Annotated in this window: 15 protein-coding genes; 6 read left to right on the top strand and 9 right to left on the bottom strand. The window is 36.3% G+C overall.

Translation table 11 applies throughout. The features are described 5' to 3' along the window. Positions 1 to 36: 36 nt before the first annotated feature. The 5 genes from LUD75_RS11075 to LUD75_RS11095 all read right to left on the bottom strand — a co-directional run bounded on the left by LUD75_RS11075 (position 37) and on the right by LUD75_RS11095 (position 10174). A complete protein-coding gene (locus LUD75_RS11075; RefSeq protein ID WP_232705738.1) occupies positions 37 to 2730 on the bottom strand; it encodes a PD-(D/E)XK nuclease family protein in 2694 nt (897 codons plus the stop codon). Positions 2731 to 3084: 354 nt separating this feature from the next. Beyond that, positions 3085 to 3504: a hypothetical protein gene (locus LUD75_RS11080; protein WP_232705739.1), complete on the bottom strand. Its 420-nt coding sequence runs from the start codon at positions 3502 to 3504 to the stop codon at positions 3085 to 3087. 14 nt (positions 3505 to 3518) lie between these two features. Then, positions 3519 to 4154: a 16S rRNA (guanine(527)-N(7))-methyltransferase RsmG gene (gene rsmG / locus LUD75_RS11085; protein ID WP_232705740.1), complete on the bottom strand. Its 636-nt coding sequence runs from the start codon at positions 4152 to 4154 to the stop codon at positions 3519 to 3521. Between the two features lie 97 nt (positions 4155 to 4251). Continuing rightward, positions 4252 to 8658, bottom strand: a complete 4407-nt coding sequence (locus LUD75_RS11090) for an Ig-like domain-containing protein (RefSeq protein WP_232705741.1) — start codon at positions 8656 to 8658, stop codon at positions 4252 to 4254. A 292-nt stretch (positions 8659 to 8950) separates the two neighbouring features. Next, positions 8951 to 10174, bottom strand: coding sequence for a LuxR C-terminal-related transcriptional regulator (locus LUD75_RS11095; protein WP_232705742.1), 1224 nt, complete (start codon positions 10172 to 10174; stop codon positions 8951 to 8953). Positions 10175 to 10447: 273 nt separating this feature from the next. On the opposite strand from LUD75_RS11095, the gene LUD75_RS11100 reads away from it, so the two are divergent. Beyond that, positions 10448 to 11638 carry a pyridoxal phosphate-dependent aminotransferase gene (locus tag LUD75_RS11100; protein ID WP_232705743.1) on the top strand — a complete coding sequence of 397 codons (1191 nt, stop codon included), beginning with the start codon at positions 10448 to 10450 and terminating at the stop codon, positions 11636 to 11638. 48 nt (positions 11639 to 11686) lie between these two features. On the opposite strand, the gene LUD75_RS11105 is transcribed toward LUD75_RS11100, so the two are convergent. Together LUD75_RS11105 and LUD75_RS11110 are read right to left on the bottom strand one after the other, a co-directional pair. After that, complete coding sequence (locus LUD75_RS11105; protein WP_232705744.1) at positions 11687 to 12550, bottom strand: hypothetical protein; 864 nt, start codon at positions 12548 to 12550, stop codon at positions 11687 to 11689. Positions 12551 to 12561: 11 nt separating this feature from the next. Then, positions 12562 to 14016 carry an MBOAT family O-acyltransferase gene (locus tag LUD75_RS11110; RefSeq protein WP_232705745.1) on the bottom strand — a complete coding sequence of 485 codons (1455 nt, stop codon included), beginning with the start codon at positions 14014 to 14016 and terminating at the stop codon, positions 12562 to 12564. Between the two features lie 378 nt (positions 14017 to 14394). On the opposite strand from LUD75_RS11110, the gene LUD75_RS11115 reads away from it, so the two are divergent. From LUD75_RS11115 to LUD75_RS11135, 5 genes are all read left to right on the top strand, one after another. After that, the gene (locus LUD75_RS11115; protein WP_232705746.1) at positions 14395 to 15027 is read left to right on the top strand and encodes a peroxiredoxin; all 633 of its coding nucleotides are present in this window, start codon (positions 14395 to 14397) and stop codon (positions 15025 to 15027) included. Positions 15028 to 15114: 87 nt separating this feature from the next. Then, the gene (locus LUD75_RS11120; RefSeq protein ID WP_232705747.1) at positions 15115 to 15426 is read left to right on the top strand and encodes a thioredoxin family protein; all 312 of its coding nucleotides are present in this window, start codon (positions 15115 to 15117) and stop codon (positions 15424 to 15426) included. A gap of 48 nt (positions 15427 to 15474) precedes the next feature. Then, positions 15475 to 15723 (top strand): hypothetical protein, encoded by a 249-nt coding sequence (locus LUD75_RS11125; RefSeq protein ID WP_034967957.1) that lies wholly within the window; start codon positions 15475 to 15477, stop codon positions 15721 to 15723. A gap of 80 nt (positions 15724 to 15803) precedes the next feature. Next, on the top strand, positions 15804 to 16814 hold the full coding sequence (locus LUD75_RS11130; protein ID WP_232705748.1) for an adenosine deaminase: 1011 nt from the start codon (positions 15804 to 15806) through the stop codon (positions 16812 to 16814). 2 nt (positions 16815 to 16816) lie between these two features. Beyond that, positions 16817 to 17425, top strand: coding sequence for an HAD family phosphatase (locus LUD75_RS11135; RefSeq protein WP_232705749.1), 609 nt, complete (start codon positions 16817 to 16819; stop codon positions 17423 to 17425). On the opposite strand, the gene LUD75_RS11140 is transcribed toward LUD75_RS11135, so the two are convergent. Both LUD75_RS11140 and LUD75_RS11145 read right to left on the bottom strand, forming a co-directional pair. Continuing rightward, the gene (locus LUD75_RS11140; RefSeq protein ID WP_232705750.1) at positions 17415 to 17861 is read right to left on the bottom strand and encodes a GNAT family N-acetyltransferase; all 447 of its coding nucleotides are present in this window, start codon (positions 17859 to 17861) and stop codon (positions 17415 to 17417) included. The two genes, LUD75_RS11135 and LUD75_RS11140, sit on opposite strands and share 11 nt — an antisense overlap. Beyond that, positions 17858 to 18355 (bottom strand): thermonuclease family protein, encoded by a 498-nt coding sequence (locus LUD75_RS11145; protein ID WP_232705751.1) that lies wholly within the window; start codon positions 18353 to 18355, stop codon positions 17858 to 17860. Before LUD75_RS11145 ends, LUD75_RS11140 begins: the two co-directional genes overlap by 4 nt. Positions 18356 to 18360 lie beyond the last annotated feature (5 nt).

Here is an 18360-nt window from a genome sequence, read left to right on the forward strand (position 1 = left end):
CTGCCATCAGCACAATCTGCGAGAGACTACCAATATTTACCAACTCACTTTCTCCTTTTCCTCAAACGGAACTTCAGGATTCAAAATTTCTGCGATCAGATTTCTGATGGAATCTTCCACTTCAGAATCTTCAATATCAATAAAATTGAGATTTTGCGGACCGTTATTCACTTCTGCGAAAGACCAGATGGCGGTTTCCACATTTTCTGGTTTAATGTTGAGGGAATTGGTGATGCAATATTTATAGATCGAAAGTTGCAAAGCTTGTTTGTAGTCGTCGTTAAAAAATAATTCCGGCAATTTTTCTTCCTTATTCTTTCCTAAACTAACAGTTAATTTTTTCGGTTTCGCCGTTTTGTAATCAATCACTCGAGTTACTCCGTCCAAGCGGTCAATTCTGTCGATGAAGCCGTAGAAGCTGATTTTGTCGGTTCGGTTTTCATCAAGATAAAAATCACAATTGATCTCTTTTTCGAGGTCGATGATCTCTAACGCCGAACCATTTTTCACCAATTCCAGATCGTACTCTACAATGTTGCGCACTACCCTTTTGGCGATTTCTTTGTGAATGAAATTCATTCCGCGTTCGTAGAATTCCGATTGATGTTTTAGTTTTTCAATCGCATCTTCTATAGATTCATCCACTTTTTGAAGTAAATCTTCTAAATCATTAATTGATAGAATTTTACCTTTGATTGGTTCGTGCAAAAACTGTAAAGCATAGTGCACCAAATTTCCATAATTTCTTTGAGAAAGCTCTTCCTCGATCTCATTGGTTTCTCTCGTTTTTAGGATTTGATTGAGGTAAAAATCAATCGGATTATAAAGATAAGTCACAAGATGTGAAGCTGAAACGCGGTTTTTCCATTCGTTCAAAAGTTGCATTACGGCTTCATTTTTCTCGATTTTCATCAGTTCCTGTGAGATTGGTTCGGAAGTATTTTCGATGACGATATGTTCGATGTTGTGTGGACTTTCCATTTCCAATTGTGTGATGAATCGGCTTTTCTCGCCTGTGTTTACACCAGAACTCAATGCATTATAAAGCAAATGAACATTCTGAGAATCCTGAATCAAACGGTAAAAGTGATAAGCGTAGATGCTATCATTTTCGAGAAAAGTATTCAGACCAAAATTCTTGCGGACATCAAACGGAATGTATGTATTTTGTGTATTTCCTAATGGCAATTTACCTTCGTTAACTGAAAGTAGGATGATATTTTTGAAGTTCAAAAGTCGCGTTTCCAAAAGTCCCATAATTTGAAATCCCGCTAACGGTTCTCCCACAAAATCAATACTTTCTGTGTTTACCAATTGATTGATGAGCACTTCTAAAGTCTCAATTTTAATATTAATTTTATAAGGCAACAACTGATTTTTGATGACTTTGAAAACCTTTTCAAAATGCGCCACATTCTCGTACTGAATATCATCCAATTCTTTGAACTTCAATTCATAACAGAATTTAATTAATAAATCCAGGAAATTCTGAGTTGATTCCGGTTTTTGAAGAAGCTGGAAATAACTGAGTTTTCCGAGCAATTCTGCCAATAGATTTTTGGAAATATAAACAATATTCCGCTCCTCGATCTTTGCAATGAAATCTTGAATGATTGCGCCATCTATTTCGTCATTTGGAAGTTCTTCCAAGATTGGTAAAACATCGGCGTAATAGTAGCTGGAAGATTTTTTCTCCTGTTGTTTTTGTAGATAAAAAAGTTTCTTGATTGCGTTGCTGAACGATAGATTCTTCAATGGAAAACCCATCGTGATGTTCACGCTTTCTACGGACGTCAAGCTGTCCAAAACCGCTGGCAGAAGATTCTCATCCAACAAGACCAAAGCAGTTTCTGACAATTCTTCTTTTGGGATTTTCTTCAGAAGTTCTGGTAAAACCTTTGCCTGAACGATGTTTCCGGAGACTTCGTAAGTTTTGATATTTTTTGGCTGAGAGAATTGGTCATCGATCCAGTTAAAATTTCTGTAAAGGTCAAATTCTTTCCACGTGATGGTTTCTCTTAGGAATTTTCCGGATTCCTGTCTTGCATCGTCAATGTAATATTTGTCGGCTTGGAAGTAGGTTTCGGCTTTGTTCCATTGCAGTAATTTTCTGACTAGTTGTTCCTCAACTCTTGATAATGCGTTAAAACCACAGAAAACAAAGTGATTTTGAGTGGACTTTGCAAAAGCTTCTAATTTTGAAAATGCTTCCTGGTAGATCATTCCTGCAGTTGCGAGGTTCTCTTTTCTCAAATCCGATTTCAGAAGTGGTAGAAAATCGTTCATTTTTCGCCAGAAATTGAGGTTTCTTTTTCTTGCATTGTCATCATCGCCAAGATCTTCGCCCCAGTTTTTGATGCGTTCTTCGTCCAACATCCATTCTAGGATTTTTTGGTCGTTTTCTGAAAACTTCATCATATCGTCCCAGTCTTTTTGCAAGGTTGGAAACCATTTGAGGAAGCCGGAAAAATCTTCGGAAGAATCTACTTTTTGATATGTTCGGTAAGCGAAAAGCCAGAGTGCAATTCCCTTGATCTCCAAATTTTCAGATAGATCTGCGATGAGTTCGTCTATCGTGACGAAGTTGGGCAAAAGGCCTTGGTATTGCTTTTCCTGCAAGATCCTTTTGATGAAGACCATTGGACGCTTTCCAGGTAAGACGATGTCCAACGTTGAAAGGTCTTTGTGATTTTCTAATAATTCTGAAATGATCCTGTGGAGAAATTGCATAAAAAAAGCCTTTTGAAGTAAAGGCTCAATTTAATTAATTTTCGTTGACTTTGAAAATATATTTGATCACTACAGTGAATTTTAATGCAAAGGCGCAAATTTTTTTTTGAAATTATTTAAAATATTTTTAGGTCGCAAAGATCTTCGACAAGCTCAGTAAATAAATAAGAATATTTCTTCTCGCAGATTTTGCAAATCTTGCTAATTTGTTGAAAGCTTTAATTGAATGACAAAACCCATAGCCCCGATTGCAGTGAAAATCCTTTTTTGCATTTTCTTCAATTTTTACCTGATGGTAATCTTGGCGCAAAAAAGATTGCAACGTAAAGCGGGATTAGCTCCTAAAAATTTCAGTTATTCTACCACCACTTTTCTTTCAAGAAAGACATTAGCACCTGCAGCGTCTTTGCCTGCGAAGAATTTGAAGTTGTAAGTTCCTGTTTTTACTGGCTGAAAATTGATTCGGCTACCGTCTACATAGGTTTCGTTGCTGCAAACGTCATTGGTTTTGTAGGCGTAATTGGCTACAGTTCTTACGGAATCGTTGGTGTAATTGTAATCGTAGCTGTAGATTCCTTCGCAGCCTTTGGTGAATGTGGAATAGACTTTTAACTCCTGTGTCACGCCCAAAGCCATCGTGTCCATCGGGATTTTGACGCTGTCGATTTTCTGTGCGTAGACGTCTGTAATCTGCTGGAAATCGTCGTTGTCTTTGCAGGATGTCGCTGCAAATGTGAACAATGAAATGACTGATAAAATAAATACTTTCTTCATAATCGTTTCCTTATTTAGTTGTTAAAATTACCTTTTGATAGATATACGACTTTTTTGGTGTCAAAGAATTCTTCCTCGAAATAATTTTTGAGCTGGAAGATTTCGCACTTGATGCCTGCCAATTCTTCGCCAAGATCGCCGCCTTTGAGATAAAGGACGCCATTGTGCTTTGGGTTGAATTGTTCTTTCTCGAATTTGCCGCGAAGCCAGGTCAGGAAAACCGGCATCTGCGTTACCGCACGGCTGACTACGAAATGAAATTTCTCCTTCAATTGTTCCGCCCGCATGTGATGCGCTGTTACGTTTTTCAACCCGAGACTTTCTGCAACGCCTTTTACAACGGTGATCTTCTTTCCGATGCTATCAACCAAAGTGAACTGAGCATTTGGGAAGAGAATAGCCAAAGGAATCCCAGGAAAACCGCCTCCAGTCCCGATGTCAAGAACTTTGGTGTTATCTGCAAACTCCATCACTTTTGCGATTCCGAGAGAGTGAAGAATATGCTTTTCGTAGAGACTGTCTGTATCTTTTCTGGAGATAACGTTGATTTTTTCATTCCAGTCTTTGTACAAGGTTTCTAATTCTGCAAACTGATCCTTCTGCTCGCTGGTGATATCGGGAAAATATTTTAAAACTAATTCTAATGACATAGAGCGAAATTATGATTTTAATAGTATTTAAACAAAAAACCATCAAAAATAATTTTGATGGCTGGAGAAAATTTATGGTTTATTTGTGTTCTTACTTTTATCTCAAAACTTTTTTGGTCAAAGTTGTGTTTCCTGATCTTGCTTTGATGATGTAAAGACCTTCTGCAAAATTAGCATTGTTGATAAAAAGTTCTTTCTTAGCATTTTTGGAACTGAAAATCAATCTTCCTAAAGCATCGTAAACATTCACCTCATCCAGATTATCGGTAGAATTAACAATGAAATTCTGTAGATCTTTGTAAATCTGAATTCCTTTTTTCACTGAATCATCTGTTCCGAGAGTTGCTGAATTTTTATAAATGATCTGGAATCTGTCTTCGAACTGCCCGGCGCTGGTGTTGAAAATGTAAGAAACTTCTTTCAGATCAACAACTTTGTTCAGGTAACTGTCTTTCAGCAAAATAGACTGATAGGAATTAAAAATACCTTCCTTGTCCGTAACACCGATTGTATAGTTTCCGGAGACTGAAGCTTTGATTCCCAATTTTACAACATCTTCATTATTAAAAGAGGCCTGTCTTGCCTGAATTCCCAATTTTTTGCTATCCAAAACGCTCCAAAAAGAATCGTTGCCGATGGAAAGTAATTCGGTGTCAAAATTAACATCAAAACCGTTAGTTGCTGTAGGAATGTAACCAATCAGGATTTCATTGTTGACATTGGTAGGCGATTTGAACTCGACCCAAAATCTGTCTTTCTGAGCAACTTTGTTATCACCATTCTTGTTATAGAAATTAGCCAGTTCTGCATATCTCATAGCATTATTAAAAACCAACGGCTGATTTTTACCGGAAGCTTTTGCCTGAACGATGAAGCCTTGTCCCAGCGCAATATAGCCATTCGGTTTTCTGTTGTTGTAGCCCAGATACGTTGCAGAAGTTCCGCCCGTTCCGTTATAAAGAGCATAATTGTTACTTGTGTAAGTACTGCCCTGCTGCGTAATAATTTGGCTGTCATTATTGGTCCAAAGATATAAGCATCCGTTGATTTTTGTGCTGTTAGCGGCAAAAAACTCATCAAATCCAATGTTTGAAGGATAAGGATTGCCAACCATATTGTAACCGTGCGCATCATTTGTATATTTCAAAATGAAAGAAACATCGCCATTTTGCGGCACTCCTTTGAATTCGAAAACCGTTCCTGTACTTGTACTGGTAATCTGAGTCGGGAAGCTGTTTTTTCCTCGTATGGCGTAACCTCTCGCCGGTTGAAAGACTGAGGTTGCACTCAATGTGATATCGTTTGCCAAGGATGTTACAAATTTGTCATTCGCTTCATTATAAACATAAAATCTGTTCCAAGGTGTTCCTGTTTCTGAACCTGTGGCTCCAACTGTATTGTAGCCGTCTGAGAACTGGTAAAGATTCTGTCCAATCACCGGTGAAGACCAGTAATTGTAACCCATTTTCGGAATCAACGCTCCTTTTTTGACTGTGATGTTTCCGACGTTTTGGGCATTTCCAACCTGTAAGATATTGGAATTGTCATCTACAACAAAATCAGCAGTTCCAGCATTATTCACGATCTGACCATTTACTTTTACAAAGCCTTCGTTTGTTATATTTAGTTTGGCACCTGCGCTTACTGTCAGACTATTGCTTTCGAAGTTACCATTCAGGCTCGTATTATAATTGGTTTCTATCACTGCATGTTTTGTGGCACTTGGCAATCCATTGCTCCAGTGCGGCGTGGCAGAATTAAGCCAAATCGTATTGTTTGGAGAATAAACTTTGTTATAAAAAATACCGCCAATCTCCGGTCCGAAACCGCCCGTAATAAACTGCATTACGAATTGAACATAATAGCTGTTGTAGACGTAAAGTCTGATGTAAATTTTCTCGCCAGGTTCCAGTTTCAAACCTGCATCAAAATTGAAATTTTGAGCTGTGTATCCAGTTGGCATTACGGCATTTCCAAGGACAGTGACATCATTTGAGAAATTAGCATTTTTAGAATATCTCAGTTCATAAGTTGCACCGTTTCCTTTTGCTGTAAAACTGAAAGTTCTAGGTTCAATGGTTTGGTTAGCGCTCGTATTATCCATCACAAACTGAATATATCTGTTGGTATCCAGATTGGTGCTATTCTCCGAAGTTTCTATATAATAAGTTCTTGGATTGGTCTCTCCTCCAACCGCAATTCCGATTCCGCCATTGCTTGTAATAGGTGTAGCACTGATGAAAGACTGAAACGGTGTTGCCGTAAAATTCGTTTTATCCCAACGGATAAGCGGAGCCGTGGTGTTAGGAACATTGTTGATATTGACAGTTGCCGTATTCGAAACGCCATATTCATTGGTGATGTAATAAGTAAAAGAATCAGCGCCCAAATAATCTTTTGTAGGAATATAATTGATCGATTTATCAGCGTTTAGACTCGTTGTTCCGTGCGAAGGCTGCGTAAAAGTCAACGTTGTAATTTTATTACTGTAGTCGTCATTTACGAGAACATTAATATTGGTATCATTATTAATTTTATTGGTAACCGTGTCATCATAAGCAATTGGAACTGTGGAACTGTATTCTACATAACCGCTGAAATATGGTCCAATATTCTGTCCGTTTTTGAACAAAATCTGCATTGCATTCCAGGTGTTGTAAACATAAATTCTCAAATATAAAACCTGTCCGTCTGTAGCAATCGGTTTTGAAAAATTAGTAAGCGAAATTTGAGACAAACCACTGTTGATGGCCGTCTGTGGTAATATTGTTGTAGGATTTGAAAAATTATTGTTCAGTGAATAATCTATTCTGATATTGGCATCACCACCCTGCGTCACGCAAAGCATATTAAACTCTGATAAATTTAACTTATAACCATTTTTTGGACTGATTGTAAACTGAATATATTTTGAAGTATCTACAGTCTGTGCATTCTTGTCCGGCCAGCCACTGGTTTGGAATGCATCATAATTGACGCCGCTTACATTTACGTTCTGAGCAAAAGTGATGTTCTGAGTAGAGGTGATGTTACTGACAAGCAAATGACTGTTTGTAAACGTCGGTGTAAAATTGGAATTATTCCATCGTGCTAAAGTTTCATTTACATTTTCGATGACATTGATGTTTACCGTAGCTTCATTTGATAATCCGGTTGCGTTGCCCGCTTTATATTTGAAGGAATCAGCACCTTTATATCCAACTGCAGGTTTGTAAGTAACGCTTGCAATTCCGTTGACAGTAACAGTTCCGTGAGCCGGCTGCTCCGTAATCGTTACATTATTAATTGTCAGAACAGAAGTATCATTGCTCAATACATTGAAGTCAACTTCATTATTCTTATAAGCGGAATAGGAATCATTGTTTGCCACCGGAACGGCAGTATTTGGATCTTGCGCCACAGTAATGCTGACAGTTGCTTCATTTGATGCGCCGGTTACATTGCTGACTTGATATTTAAAAGAATCTGCGCCTGTATAGCCTGTTGTTGGTTTGTAAGTAACAGATGAAGTTCCATTGACTGTTACAGTTCCGTGTAAAGGCTGTTGGGTAATTGCAATATTAGTGTAACTTAAATTTGACGTATCATTAGCTAAAATACTAAAGTTTGTAGTACTATTATTATAAACAGTGTAAGAATCATTATTGGCAACGGGAACGGCCGTTACAACATCAATACTTGCCGTAGCTTCATTCGATGATCCGGCAGAATTTACTGCTCTATATTTGAAAGAATCGGCACCAGAATATCCCGCTGTTGGTACGTAGGTGACATTTGTAGTTCCATTCACCGTAACTGTTCCGTGAGCAGGCTGCTGGGTGATCGTAATGCCTGTGAAAGCTGTAGCGGAGCTGTCATTTGTTAAAATATTGAGATTTGTACTCGTGTTTTTATAAACAGAAAAAGAATCATTATTTGCCACAGGAGGTGTAGGCGTGTCTACAGCAACAGTCCCTGTAATATTAGGTCCCAAGCCAGTTCCACCATTGGAAGTATATGATAAATGAAAATTATTATAAGTTTCATAAGTATACAAACGGATGTACATTGTTTTTCCGGACAAAACCGTAGGATTGGCAAAATTGCTGAGAGAAACGCTGTGCCAGTCTCCATCTGTCACCGATGTAGACAATAAAGTCTGTGGAGCCGAAAAATCACCATTTGTAGAATAACGCACTTCAAATTTTGAAGTTCCACCCTGGTTTCTGTATTTCAGATTGAGGCTTGCCAGTGTAAGTTTATAGTTGTTACCCGGTGCAATTGTGAACTGCACATATCTCGTAAGATCAATACTGCTGGCACTCGTGAGGCCTGATATCATGAAAAAACTCTGATCCCAGGTTGTTGGAGTTACGGTAACATTGGATGCACTGATAGCATCTGCAGAAACGTGACTTGCGGTCGTTGAAGTCAAATTATTTTTGGTCCATCTGGCTAATTCTGTCTGCGCAGAGAACATATTTGCAATGAACATTGCAAACAGGAAGAATAAATTTTTTTTCATTGTGTGTTGCTTAAAAAATCAACATTGCAAATTTAAACACTTGTTTAATTATCGCATCTTAACATGTGATAAGAAAACATTTTTATATAATTTTTGAAATTTTTCTGCGAATGTTATTCCTTATTTCGAACAAAATTCAAAAGGGAATGATAATTGCTATGTGAATAACAATAATGCAATATTATTGATTAAAGCGTAAAAAGCATTCAGTATTAATACTGAGTTTAGTTATAGACCGCAAAAACTACCCCTAAGGATAGTCTGTTTTAGGATGATGTCGTAGGTTTGTAGATCAGATATTGCTGATTTTCTTGAATAAATCCTTCCTGTCTTTAAGATTAAGAATGCTGTAGATATTTTTGATATGATACTTAACTGTACTTTCTGTTATGAAAAGTTTATCTGCAATTTCTTTGTTTGAAAATCCTTCTGCCATCAATTGGACAAGTTCTTTTTGTCTTTCTGTTAATTGATCGGAATTGAGAATGGATGATTTTGTGCTTTCAAATTTCACACCTAGATTTGTTTTTTGAGAATAAGAATTCAGATCTTCTTTGATCTGTTCGATCTCCTCTTTCATCTTCATCTTTTCAATTTTCAGATTTCGGCTTTTGAAAAATGAGTAAGCAATTATGAGAAGCAGAATGACTGCAATCAAAACTGCACAGATCTGCTCCCAAAAAACAGACTCATCCTCCAGAGACTCCTTTTTCTCCAAGTATTTTTTGTCGATAATATGCATTTCCGAAACGCGGTTATCAAGATCTTCCAGTTTTCGCAATGAGTCAACTCTGATGCCTACGGAATACGCCTTGCCTAGCAGATTGTTTTCTTTGTAGATTTTCTCCATTTCGGAAGCGGCGTAAGTTTCATATTTCAAAATCCCACAGCTTTTGGATATTTTCACACTTTCAGCATACAGGCTTTCTACTTTTTGTATTTGCTTTTTGAAATGATACAGCTCCATCAATTTTACGTAAACAATGGGAAGATTGCAGGAGTTTTCAGACTTGATAATCTGCAGAGCTTCATTATATTTTTTCTCAGCATTTGAGTAATCTTTATTCATCAGGAAAAGATATCCTTCCTGCATCAGGATGTAAGCGTGGTCTTCCGGAATTATTGTTGAATAGTGTCGAGCCGCAATGTTATCCATCATTTTTTTGGATTTTTGATATTCTTTATTATCAAAATAAACAAACGCATATTCATAATCCAGTTTCATCCTCAAGACATTATCTTTAGAAAGATCTTTTGCAATGGCGGCAGATTTATTGAGGTAATCTATGCACATGGCGTAGTCACTTACTCCGCGGTACGTGGAGGCCATAAAGAAAAGAACGTTAGCTTCTTCTTCTTTTGTGAGATTGCCGGAAAAGAGTAAATCGGAAAGTTTTTTTTGGGATAAAGTATGTTTTCCTTCTCTGTTATATTTGATAATTTCCTTTTCCAGGGAATTAATATTCAAATTCTGAGCGTTTAGAAAACTGACAAAAACTACTAGTAATATTGTCAAATACGGGGTAAATTTTTTATTCATGTGTGTCGCAAAAGTCTTCATCTCCATCTCACTTTCTCAGGAAGTGTGTTTTAATGAAAAATTTATTCACAAAAATAATTAATTATTAATAAAATACATGCATTTATATTTATTTTTCTCAACACGAATGGTAAGTGCAGGAATTGGATTCTAAAATCTTATGATTTTACTCAACAAAATCATCAAACACGCCTTCGGTTTTATATTAAAAAATTATATTTGTCATTAAATCTAATTATAAACAGTTTCATGAGTAAAATTTCGGACAGATTGAACAGACTGAGTTATTCTCAGACTTTCGTGATGAGCAACAAAGCGCGCGATATGAAGGCGGCAGGAATCGATGTAATCAGCTTAACTTTGGGAGAACCTGATTTCGATGTTCCTCAAAAAATTAAACAGGCAGCTTTCGACGCCATTAATGAAAATTACAGCCACTACTCGCCTGTTCCAGGATTTTTGGAACTGAGACAAGCCATTTCCGCAAAACTGAAAAGAGACAATGGCCTGGATTATAAAGCAAACCAAATCTGTGTTTCCAACGGCGCAAAACAATCTATCATCAATGTTCTCTCAGCTATCGTAAATGATGGCGATGAGGTGATTTTGCCCGCTCCTTACTGGGTAAGTTATGATGAGATGGTAAAATTGGTTGGCGGAACTTCGGTTTTCATCGAAACTTCTATTGATACAGAATTCAAATTTACCGCTGAGCAATTAGAAAAAGCAATTACACCAAAGACGAAAGCATTACTTTACAGTTCGCCTTGTAATCCTTCCGGAAGCTATTATACAAGAGAAGAACTGGAAGCAATTGCTAATGTTGTTGCAAAATATCCCCACGTAACAATCATTTCAGATGAGATCTATGAGTTCATTAATTACGAAGGTGAACACGTTTCTATCGCAAGCTTCCCTCAGGTTTATGAACAGACCGCTGTGATCAACGGAATGAGTAAAGCTTTCGCGATGACAGGCTGGAGAATCGGATATTCTGCGTGCCCGGATTGGTTGGCAAGTGCTTGTGACAAAGTTCAGGGACAAATGACAAGTGGAGCAAACACAGTAGCACAAAGAGCGTCGATCACTTCAATGCAGATGGATCCGTCGGAATTACAATATATGATCACCGAATTCCACAAAAGACGTGATTTGGTTTTTGACTTAATGAAAGACATCAAAGGTTTCAAATGCAATCTTCCAAAAAGTGCCTTCTATTTCTTCCCGGATATTTCTTACTTCATCGGAAAAAAACTGAACGGAACTGAAATTAAAGACGCGGATGACTTTGCCATGTTTTTGCTAGAAAATGCGCACGTTGGCTGCGTTGGCGGTGTAAGTTTCGGAAGTCCGGAGTGTATTCGTTTTTCTTATGCGGCTTCCGAAGAAGATTTGAGAGAAGCTATGAAGAGAATTAAGGATTGTGTAGAGCAGTTTTAATTTTCTTTAAATATATACCATAAAACATCACTTAACGTGGTGTTTTTTTTATTTCGTTAACAGAACTTTTACAAATTCTTTCCCGCCTTCGGAATTTAGATGATCCTGATCTCTAAAATAACCATCATTATCTTCGAAGACTGATTTGTGGTCAATAATTTTCAGTCCTTTTGATATCAGCAGTTTGTCTGCTCCGTAATTTTTGCTATCCAATCTTTCTAAATACGATCGTGAGACAGGAAATTTCAAACCAATCAACTCGATATGGTTTTTCTGACATAAATTAATAATTTCTCGCAGCGTTTTTTCCAGTTCTTTGCTTTTATTCTTTGCCGGAAATTGCCCTAAAACTCGATCTTCTGCCCTTTTGCCTTTTTCTTTTTCAGGCAATTCGGACCAGATCGTATTGTTGGTAGTTTTGTCTTGCTGATTAAAAATAATTTTAACTTTATCTTCCAGATAGATTCGGAATAATCCATTGACCTTCAATTGAAAAATGGGAAAATAATACTTCAAATATTTTTCTTTTATATAATTAAAATCAATCTTCGACGTATAAATAATACTTTTATCCATATTATTAATTCCGTCTCTGTATGGACTCAGCGTATGATCATCTGCAGTGATATAAATAGTTTTGACTGCATATTCATTCTCTATCAAATAAGAAACTTTCCTTTTCATATCAGCATAAGAATCACTGTTTGAGGAGAAATTATAGACATTAAACTTTTCAGAAAATTTATCCAAAGGCATCCCGTGAGAGTCCGCCAATATGAATGAATGAAAATCTTTGCTTGGGAATTCATTATAACCTTTATAATAGTTATCATTAGAAAAGACAAAAACCACAATATTAAAAAGGAGTACAATAATTACGAAATAAAATATATTAAGGAAAAATTTCTTCATACTTAATATTTTTAAAATTGAAAATAAATAAACTCCACATTCTCTCCAAAATTACCGTAAAAGTAAATCGCAAGCAGAATAATAATATAGCTGATCCATCTAATCGATTTTGAATTTACTTTTCCAATTCCCTGGATTGCATATTGATTTTCTCTTCCTTGCCATTCAATCAAAAGAAAAATCACAATTAAAATAATAGTTGAAGTGACATTTTCCATCAAATCAAATTTTGGTAAGGTGAAAAGCGAGGGTTTGAAAATGCCGGCGATGTAGCTAATAGCATGATCAATATTCACTGCCCTGAAAAATATCCAGGCGAATACTGTTAATGAAAATGTTAGAATCATCTGAACTAACTCTTTCATTGAAGGTAATAGTCTGCCTTTGGCAACAATACCGATATGATTGCGATTGGTTTTCATTATGATGGATGGCAAGATAAACAAAGCATTCAAAAATCCCCATACAATGAAAGTCCAATTGGCACCATGCCAAAATCCGCTTACAACAAAGATGATAAAAGTATTTCGAATCCGCATCCAATTCCCTCCACTGCTGCCGCCAAGGGGGATGTACAAATAATCCTTGAACCAGGATGAAAGTGAAATATGCCACCGCCTCCAAAACTCTGCGATATCTCTGGAGAAGTAAGGAAAAGCAAAATTCCGCAATAGTTCCACTCCAAATAGACGAGCTGTTCCCAGCGCAATATCAGAATAGCCGGAAAAGTCTCCATAGATTTGGAAAGTAAAAAACAAAGCTCCCAAGACCAGCGTGCTGCCACTCATATCCTCCGAGTTGTTGAATATCTGATTGGCAAATACGGCGCAATTATCCGCAATGACAATCTTTTTGAACAGACCCCACAGTATCTGTCTCAGACCATTTGCAGCTTTTGAATAATCAAAGGTTCTCTTCTTTTTGATCTGAGGAAGAAGGTGCGTTGCCCGCTCAATGGGACCTGCTACCAAGAGCGGAAAAAAGCTGACAAAAACAGCATAATCCACAAAATTCCGTTCTGCTTTTATTCTGTTTTTATAAATGTCAATCACATAAGAAAGTCCATGGAAAGTGTAAAATGAAATCCCCACCGGCAAAACAACATTTAGCATCAATGGACTAATTTCCCAACCCAAATGAGAGACACTTTGTGCAAATGAAGCTGCAAAAAAGTTGTAATATTTGAAAACGCCAAGGAAACCAAGATTTATAATAATACTCAGCCAAAACCAAAATCGCTTCTGATTTTGAGTTTTAGAATCCTGCATTTTAAGCCCCGTAATGTAATCCAATAAGGTTGAAAAAAGCAGCAGAAACATAAACCGCCAATCCCAACAAGCATAGAAAAAATAACTTGATACAAGTAACAGTGCATTTTGGAGTTTAAGATTTTTGTTCGTAAAAAACCAATAGAAAATAAAGACTACAGGCAGAAAAATCGCAAAATGAAGGGAATTAAAAAGCATTCTGGTTATCTAGGTTTTTCAAATGTTTTTGAGCACTGTATTTTAATTTGGATGCTTTTTTTTCAATAGGACGAAATTATTAAAAAAAAATATAAAAATTTGAACACCATGTAGAAATTATTGATTTTAAAATGTTTATAAAGTATTGCATGAAGCCATTTATTTGCTAATTATCTGTTTAAAATTTAGTTGAGTATTTTGACATTTTTTTATAATTCACACTTTTTTCTTTGCAATGAACATTCAGATTATATGAATAACACCGTTAGTTTCCAGACTTTCATATTGATAGATTTTATAAATCGATTATTAATATTCAATTCACAAAATCTTTGTAATTTTGCACTATCAAAAAATAACAATTTAAACTTTAATATTATGTCATTAGTAGGTAAATTATTCCCAAATGTTGCGATCGATGCAATGAGCGAAATGGGTGACGATCTTAAGATCAATGTGTTTGAAGAGGCGGTGAATAACGCGCAGAAAGTTATCTTGTTCTGGTATCCAAAAGATTTTACTTTTGTTTGCCCGACTGAATTACACGCTTTCCAAGAAGCTTTACCGGAATTTCAAAAAAGAAATACAGTTATCATCGGTGCATCTTGCGATACAAATGAAGTACATTTCGCGTGGTTGAACACACCAAAAGACAACGGCGGAATCGAAGGTGTAACTTACCCGATCCTGGCTGACACGCACAGACAATTGGCAAACATCCTTGGAATTGTAGATCAGGATTTGGATTACGATGAAGAAGGAAATGAAGTTTACACAGGTTCAAACGTAACTTACAGAGCTACTTACCTGATCGACGAAACTGGAAAAGTGTTCCACGAGTCTGTAAACGATATGCCACTTGGAAGAAATGTAAAAGAATATCTTCGTTTGATCGATGCTTACGCTCACGTTCAGAAACACGGTGAAGTTTGTCCTGCAAACTGGGAAGAAGGTAAAGAAGCAATGAATGCCAACAGAACCGGCGTTGCAGAATACTTCAGCAAAAACTAATATAACAATGTAAAAATGTAAAAGTTTAACAATGAATCAATTAATGGTAAATTGTTAAACTGCTACATTGCTAAATTTATAAAAATTATGTACATAGAACTTACAGAAGACAACTTGCAACAGATTGTAATTGAGAATGATAAAGTGATGGTTCAGTATGGTGCAACGTGGTGTGGAAACTGCAGAATTATGAAACCGAAATTCAAAAAACTGGCTTCAGAAAATGACGAGATTCCTTTCTATTACGTAGATGCAGAAAAATTGCCGGAAAGTAGAAAGCTGGCGACAGTTGACAATTTGCCAACATTCGCAGTGTTTGAAGGTGGCGCTTTGAAAAGCCAGGTTCAAACCAACAAAGCGGATAGTTTGACGACTTTATTTTCAGAGATTAAAGCTTAATAATTAATTTTTTAATCATTTAATTTTTTAATCTTTAAATCTAAAATAATGAAATTACCCATCATAAGACAGTTTTATCAAAACCAAACGCCGGAAAATCTGGAAGCGACTTTGGAAGTTTTGGAAAGTTTTTCAGAATTCCGAAATGTTTCTGAAGAAGATCTGAACGTTGCGGGAGAATTGATCACCAACATTTGCGGTGCGCTTGAAGTTCACGCAAACGTCAACAATGGAATGAGCGAAAAAGATGCGCTCAACTCATTTGCTCAAAAAGTAATGGGATCCATTGATAAATAAAAGTTAACTTTTATATTATATCGAGGCTTTAGAATCATTTTCTAAAGCCTTTTTTATTAAATTTGAATAAATCAAAAACTATGAAAGATTTTATTAAAGCACTTCCGAAAGCTGAATTGCATTTGCATATCGAAGGAAGTTTCGAACCGGAACTGATGTTCGAGATTGCCCAAAGAAACCAGATCACGATTCCTTACAAAACCATAGATGAGGTCAAAAAAGCCTATCAATTCTCTTGTCTTCAGGATTTTCTTGACATATATTATGCCGGAGCTGGCGTTCTCATCCACGAAAAAGATTTTTACGATTTAGCGATGGCCTATTATCAAAAATGCTACGAGAATAATGTGATTCACACCGAAATAATGTTTGACCCACAAACCCATACAGAACGTGGAATTACTTTTGAAACTGTTATTAGTGGTTTGCAAAAAGCAAGAACCGATGCTAAGGAAAAATGGGGAATCAATTCGTTATTCATTATGAGTTATCTGCGACATTTGTCCGAGGAATCGGCGTTTGAAACTTTGAAGCAATCACTTCCCTACAAAGATCTCATCACAGCTGTAGGATTGGATTCTTCCGAAATGGGAAATCCGCCAGTTAAATTCAAAAAAGTGTTTGAAGCATCTGTGAAAGAAGGTTACATTCCCGTTGCTCATGCCGGCGAAGAAGGTCCGACCGAATATATTTGGGAAGCCATATATATTCTGAAAGTGGCGAGAATCGATCACGGAAACAGATGTCTCGAAGATGATAATCTGGTTAATGAAATCGTCAAACGAGATTTAGCATTGACCGTTTGTCCGCTTTCCAATCTTGAGTTGAGAAACACCGATGTGATGACCAATCACCCTTTGAAAAAGCTTTTAGATAAAGGCATCAAAGCAACAGTTAATTCAGATGATCCTGCTTATTTTGGAGGTTATATGAATGCGAATTTTATTGCGGTTCAGGAGGCTTTGAATCTTTCAAAAGTAGAAATTATTACATTAGTTAAAAATTCATTCAACTATTCTTTTGCAACTGATGAGCAGAAAAAAGCTTATTTAGAAAAAGTGAATGAGGTTGTTAATGAATTTAATATTTAAAAATGAAAATTAAAAATATAATCTTCGATTTCGGAGGCGTTTTAATGGATTGGGATCCGAGGTATTTTTTCAAAACGTACTTTAATGACGTTGACAAAATGGAATGGTTTCTGAAAAACATCGCTATAGATGAATGGAATGCTGAACAAGACCGCGGAAGAACCTTAAAAGAAGGAACTGAATTTCTCATCGAAAAACATCCTGTTTGGGAAAAAGAGATTCGTGCCTATTACGACAACTGGACAACAATGTTGCGAAGTGATATTCCACAAAATGTTGAAATTCTGAGAAGGCTGAAGGGCAAATTCCATCTTTACGGACTGACGAACTGGTCTGAGGAAACCTTTCCTTTTGCTTTGAAAAACTACGATTTCTTCGAATTATTTGAAAATAAGATCGTGGTTTCCGGAACTGAAAAACTAATAAAACCGGATAAAGAGATTTTCGAAGTTTTGTTGAGTCGTTACGATCTGAAACCTGAAGAATCGATTTTCATTGATGATAATTTTAAAAATATTACCACAGCAAAATATTTAGGATTTGAAGTGGTTCATATCAAACCTGAAACGGATTTGGGAGAAGAGTTAAAAAATTTAGGAATCAATTTTTAAGAATCATCAAGCTCCTTTTATGATTTTGAAAACCATAATGCTCATAGAGTCTTTTCGCTTTGTCATTATGGTTTTCGATTTCCAGAAGCACGACTTTAAAGTTGTTTTCAACCGAATAATTTTTCACAAATTCCAAAGCTTTTTTACCCAGCGACTTTCCCTGAAATTCTGGTTTCACAAATAATTCGTCCAGAAAAAAAATCTCGCCACCAAATTCAAAACTGAAATATTTAACTAGAATAATATAACCTGCTATTTCACCTTCAAGAAGAATTTTAAAACAATCGCCATATTTTCCTTCATTAATGAATTTCTGAAAATTCTCAACCGTCAATTTCTCATCAAAAGGATAGAAATCAATGGCGTAGAAATCCTTCATCATTTGTGATAATTCAGGAATATCGGAAAGGTTTGCTTTTAAAATCTCTTGATTCATTTCTTCTTTTTTTCTCGCCAAAGCCAAGGTGCAATTGGATTTTTATCTTGCCAAAGTCCTATTCTACTTTTTCTGGCTTCACTCTCAAGTCTAGCATAAACTGGATCTTTGGAATATTTTTTAAAATGCCAGGCCATTCCCAGTTTTATCATTTCCTGATTGACATTTTGATTTTTATCATTGATGACCACTGCGATCAATCTTCGATACCTGTCATATTTTTCGCCTTTGATCGTGACGATTCTTCCAAAACAAAGATTGGACAACGCAATTTTAGCATTATTCCCAAATGGTTGTTTTCCCCTTTTCTCAGGACAATCGATGTGTGCCAAGCGGATTTTGGTCGGAACATTTTTATAAAGGATTTCCATCGTGTCGCCATCAGAAATACCAATGACTTTCGCTGAAAATGTTTTATTGGAAAGCTTCTCTGAAAGTTGAGGTTGACTAAAAAATAGAACAGAAAATAAAACTAAAAAAAAGAAGTATCGCATTCAAA

This window comes from Epilithonimonas sp. JDS (genome assembly GCF_021261315.1).
Taxonomy (GTDB): domain Bacteria; phylum Bacteroidota; class Bacteroidia; order Flavobacteriales; family Weeksellaceae; genus Epilithonimonas.

What these genes read in the sequence shown, in the direction of transcription:
- LUD75_RS11140 (WP_232705750.1), bottom strand. Translation starts at nt 17,861, where the DNA reads ATGAATCAAGAGATTTTAAAAGCAAACCTTTCCGATATTCCTGAATTA.
- rsmG (WP_232705740.1), bottom strand. Translation starts at nt 4,154, where the DNA reads ATGTCATTAGAATTAGTTTTAAAATATTTTCCCGATATCACCAGCGAG.
- LUD75_RS11105 (WP_232705744.1), bottom strand. Translation starts at nt 12,550, where the DNA reads ATGAAGAAATTTTTCCTTAATATATTTTATTTCGTAATTATTGTACTC.
- LUD75_RS11075 (WP_232705738.1), bottom strand. Translation starts at nt 2,730, where the DNA reads ATGCAATTTCTCCACAGGATCATTTCAGAATTATTAGAAAATCACAAA.
- LUD75_RS11080 (WP_232705739.1), bottom strand. Translation starts at nt 3,504, where the DNA reads ATGAAGAAAGTATTTATTTTATCAGTCATTTCATTGTTCACATTTGCA.
- LUD75_RS11125 (WP_034967957.1), top strand. Translation starts at nt 15,475, where the DNA reads ATGAAATTACCCATCATAAGACAGTTTTATCAAAACCAAACGCCGGAA.
- LUD75_RS11100 (WP_232705743.1), top strand. Translation starts at nt 10,448, where the DNA reads ATGAGTAAAATTTCGGACAGATTGAACAGACTGAGTTATTCTCAGACT.
- LUD75_RS11120 (WP_232705747.1), top strand. Translation starts at nt 15,115, where the DNA reads ATGTACATAGAACTTACAGAAGACAACTTGCAACAGATTGTAATTGAG.
- LUD75_RS11090 (WP_232705741.1), bottom strand. Translation starts at nt 8,658, where the DNA reads ATGAAAAAAAATTTATTCTTCCTGTTTGCAATGTTCATTGCAAATATG.
- LUD75_RS11110 (WP_232705745.1), bottom strand. Translation starts at nt 14,016, where the DNA reads ATGCTTTTTAATTCCCTTCATTTTGCGATTTTTCTGCCTGTAGTCTTT.
- LUD75_RS11130 (WP_232705748.1), top strand. Translation starts at nt 15,804, where the DNA reads ATGAAAGATTTTATTAAAGCACTTCCGAAAGCTGAATTGCATTTGCAT.
- LUD75_RS11135 (WP_232705749.1), top strand. Translation starts at nt 16,817, where the DNA reads ATGAAAATTAAAAATATAATCTTCGATTTCGGAGGCGTTTTAATGGAT.
- LUD75_RS11115 (WP_232705746.1), top strand. Translation starts at nt 14,395, where the DNA reads ATGTCATTAGTAGGTAAATTATTCCCAAATGTTGCGATCGATGCAATG.
- LUD75_RS11145 (WP_232705751.1), bottom strand. Translation starts at nt 18,355, where the DNA reads ATGCGATACTTCTTTTTTTTAGTTTTATTTTCTGTTCTATTTTTTAGT.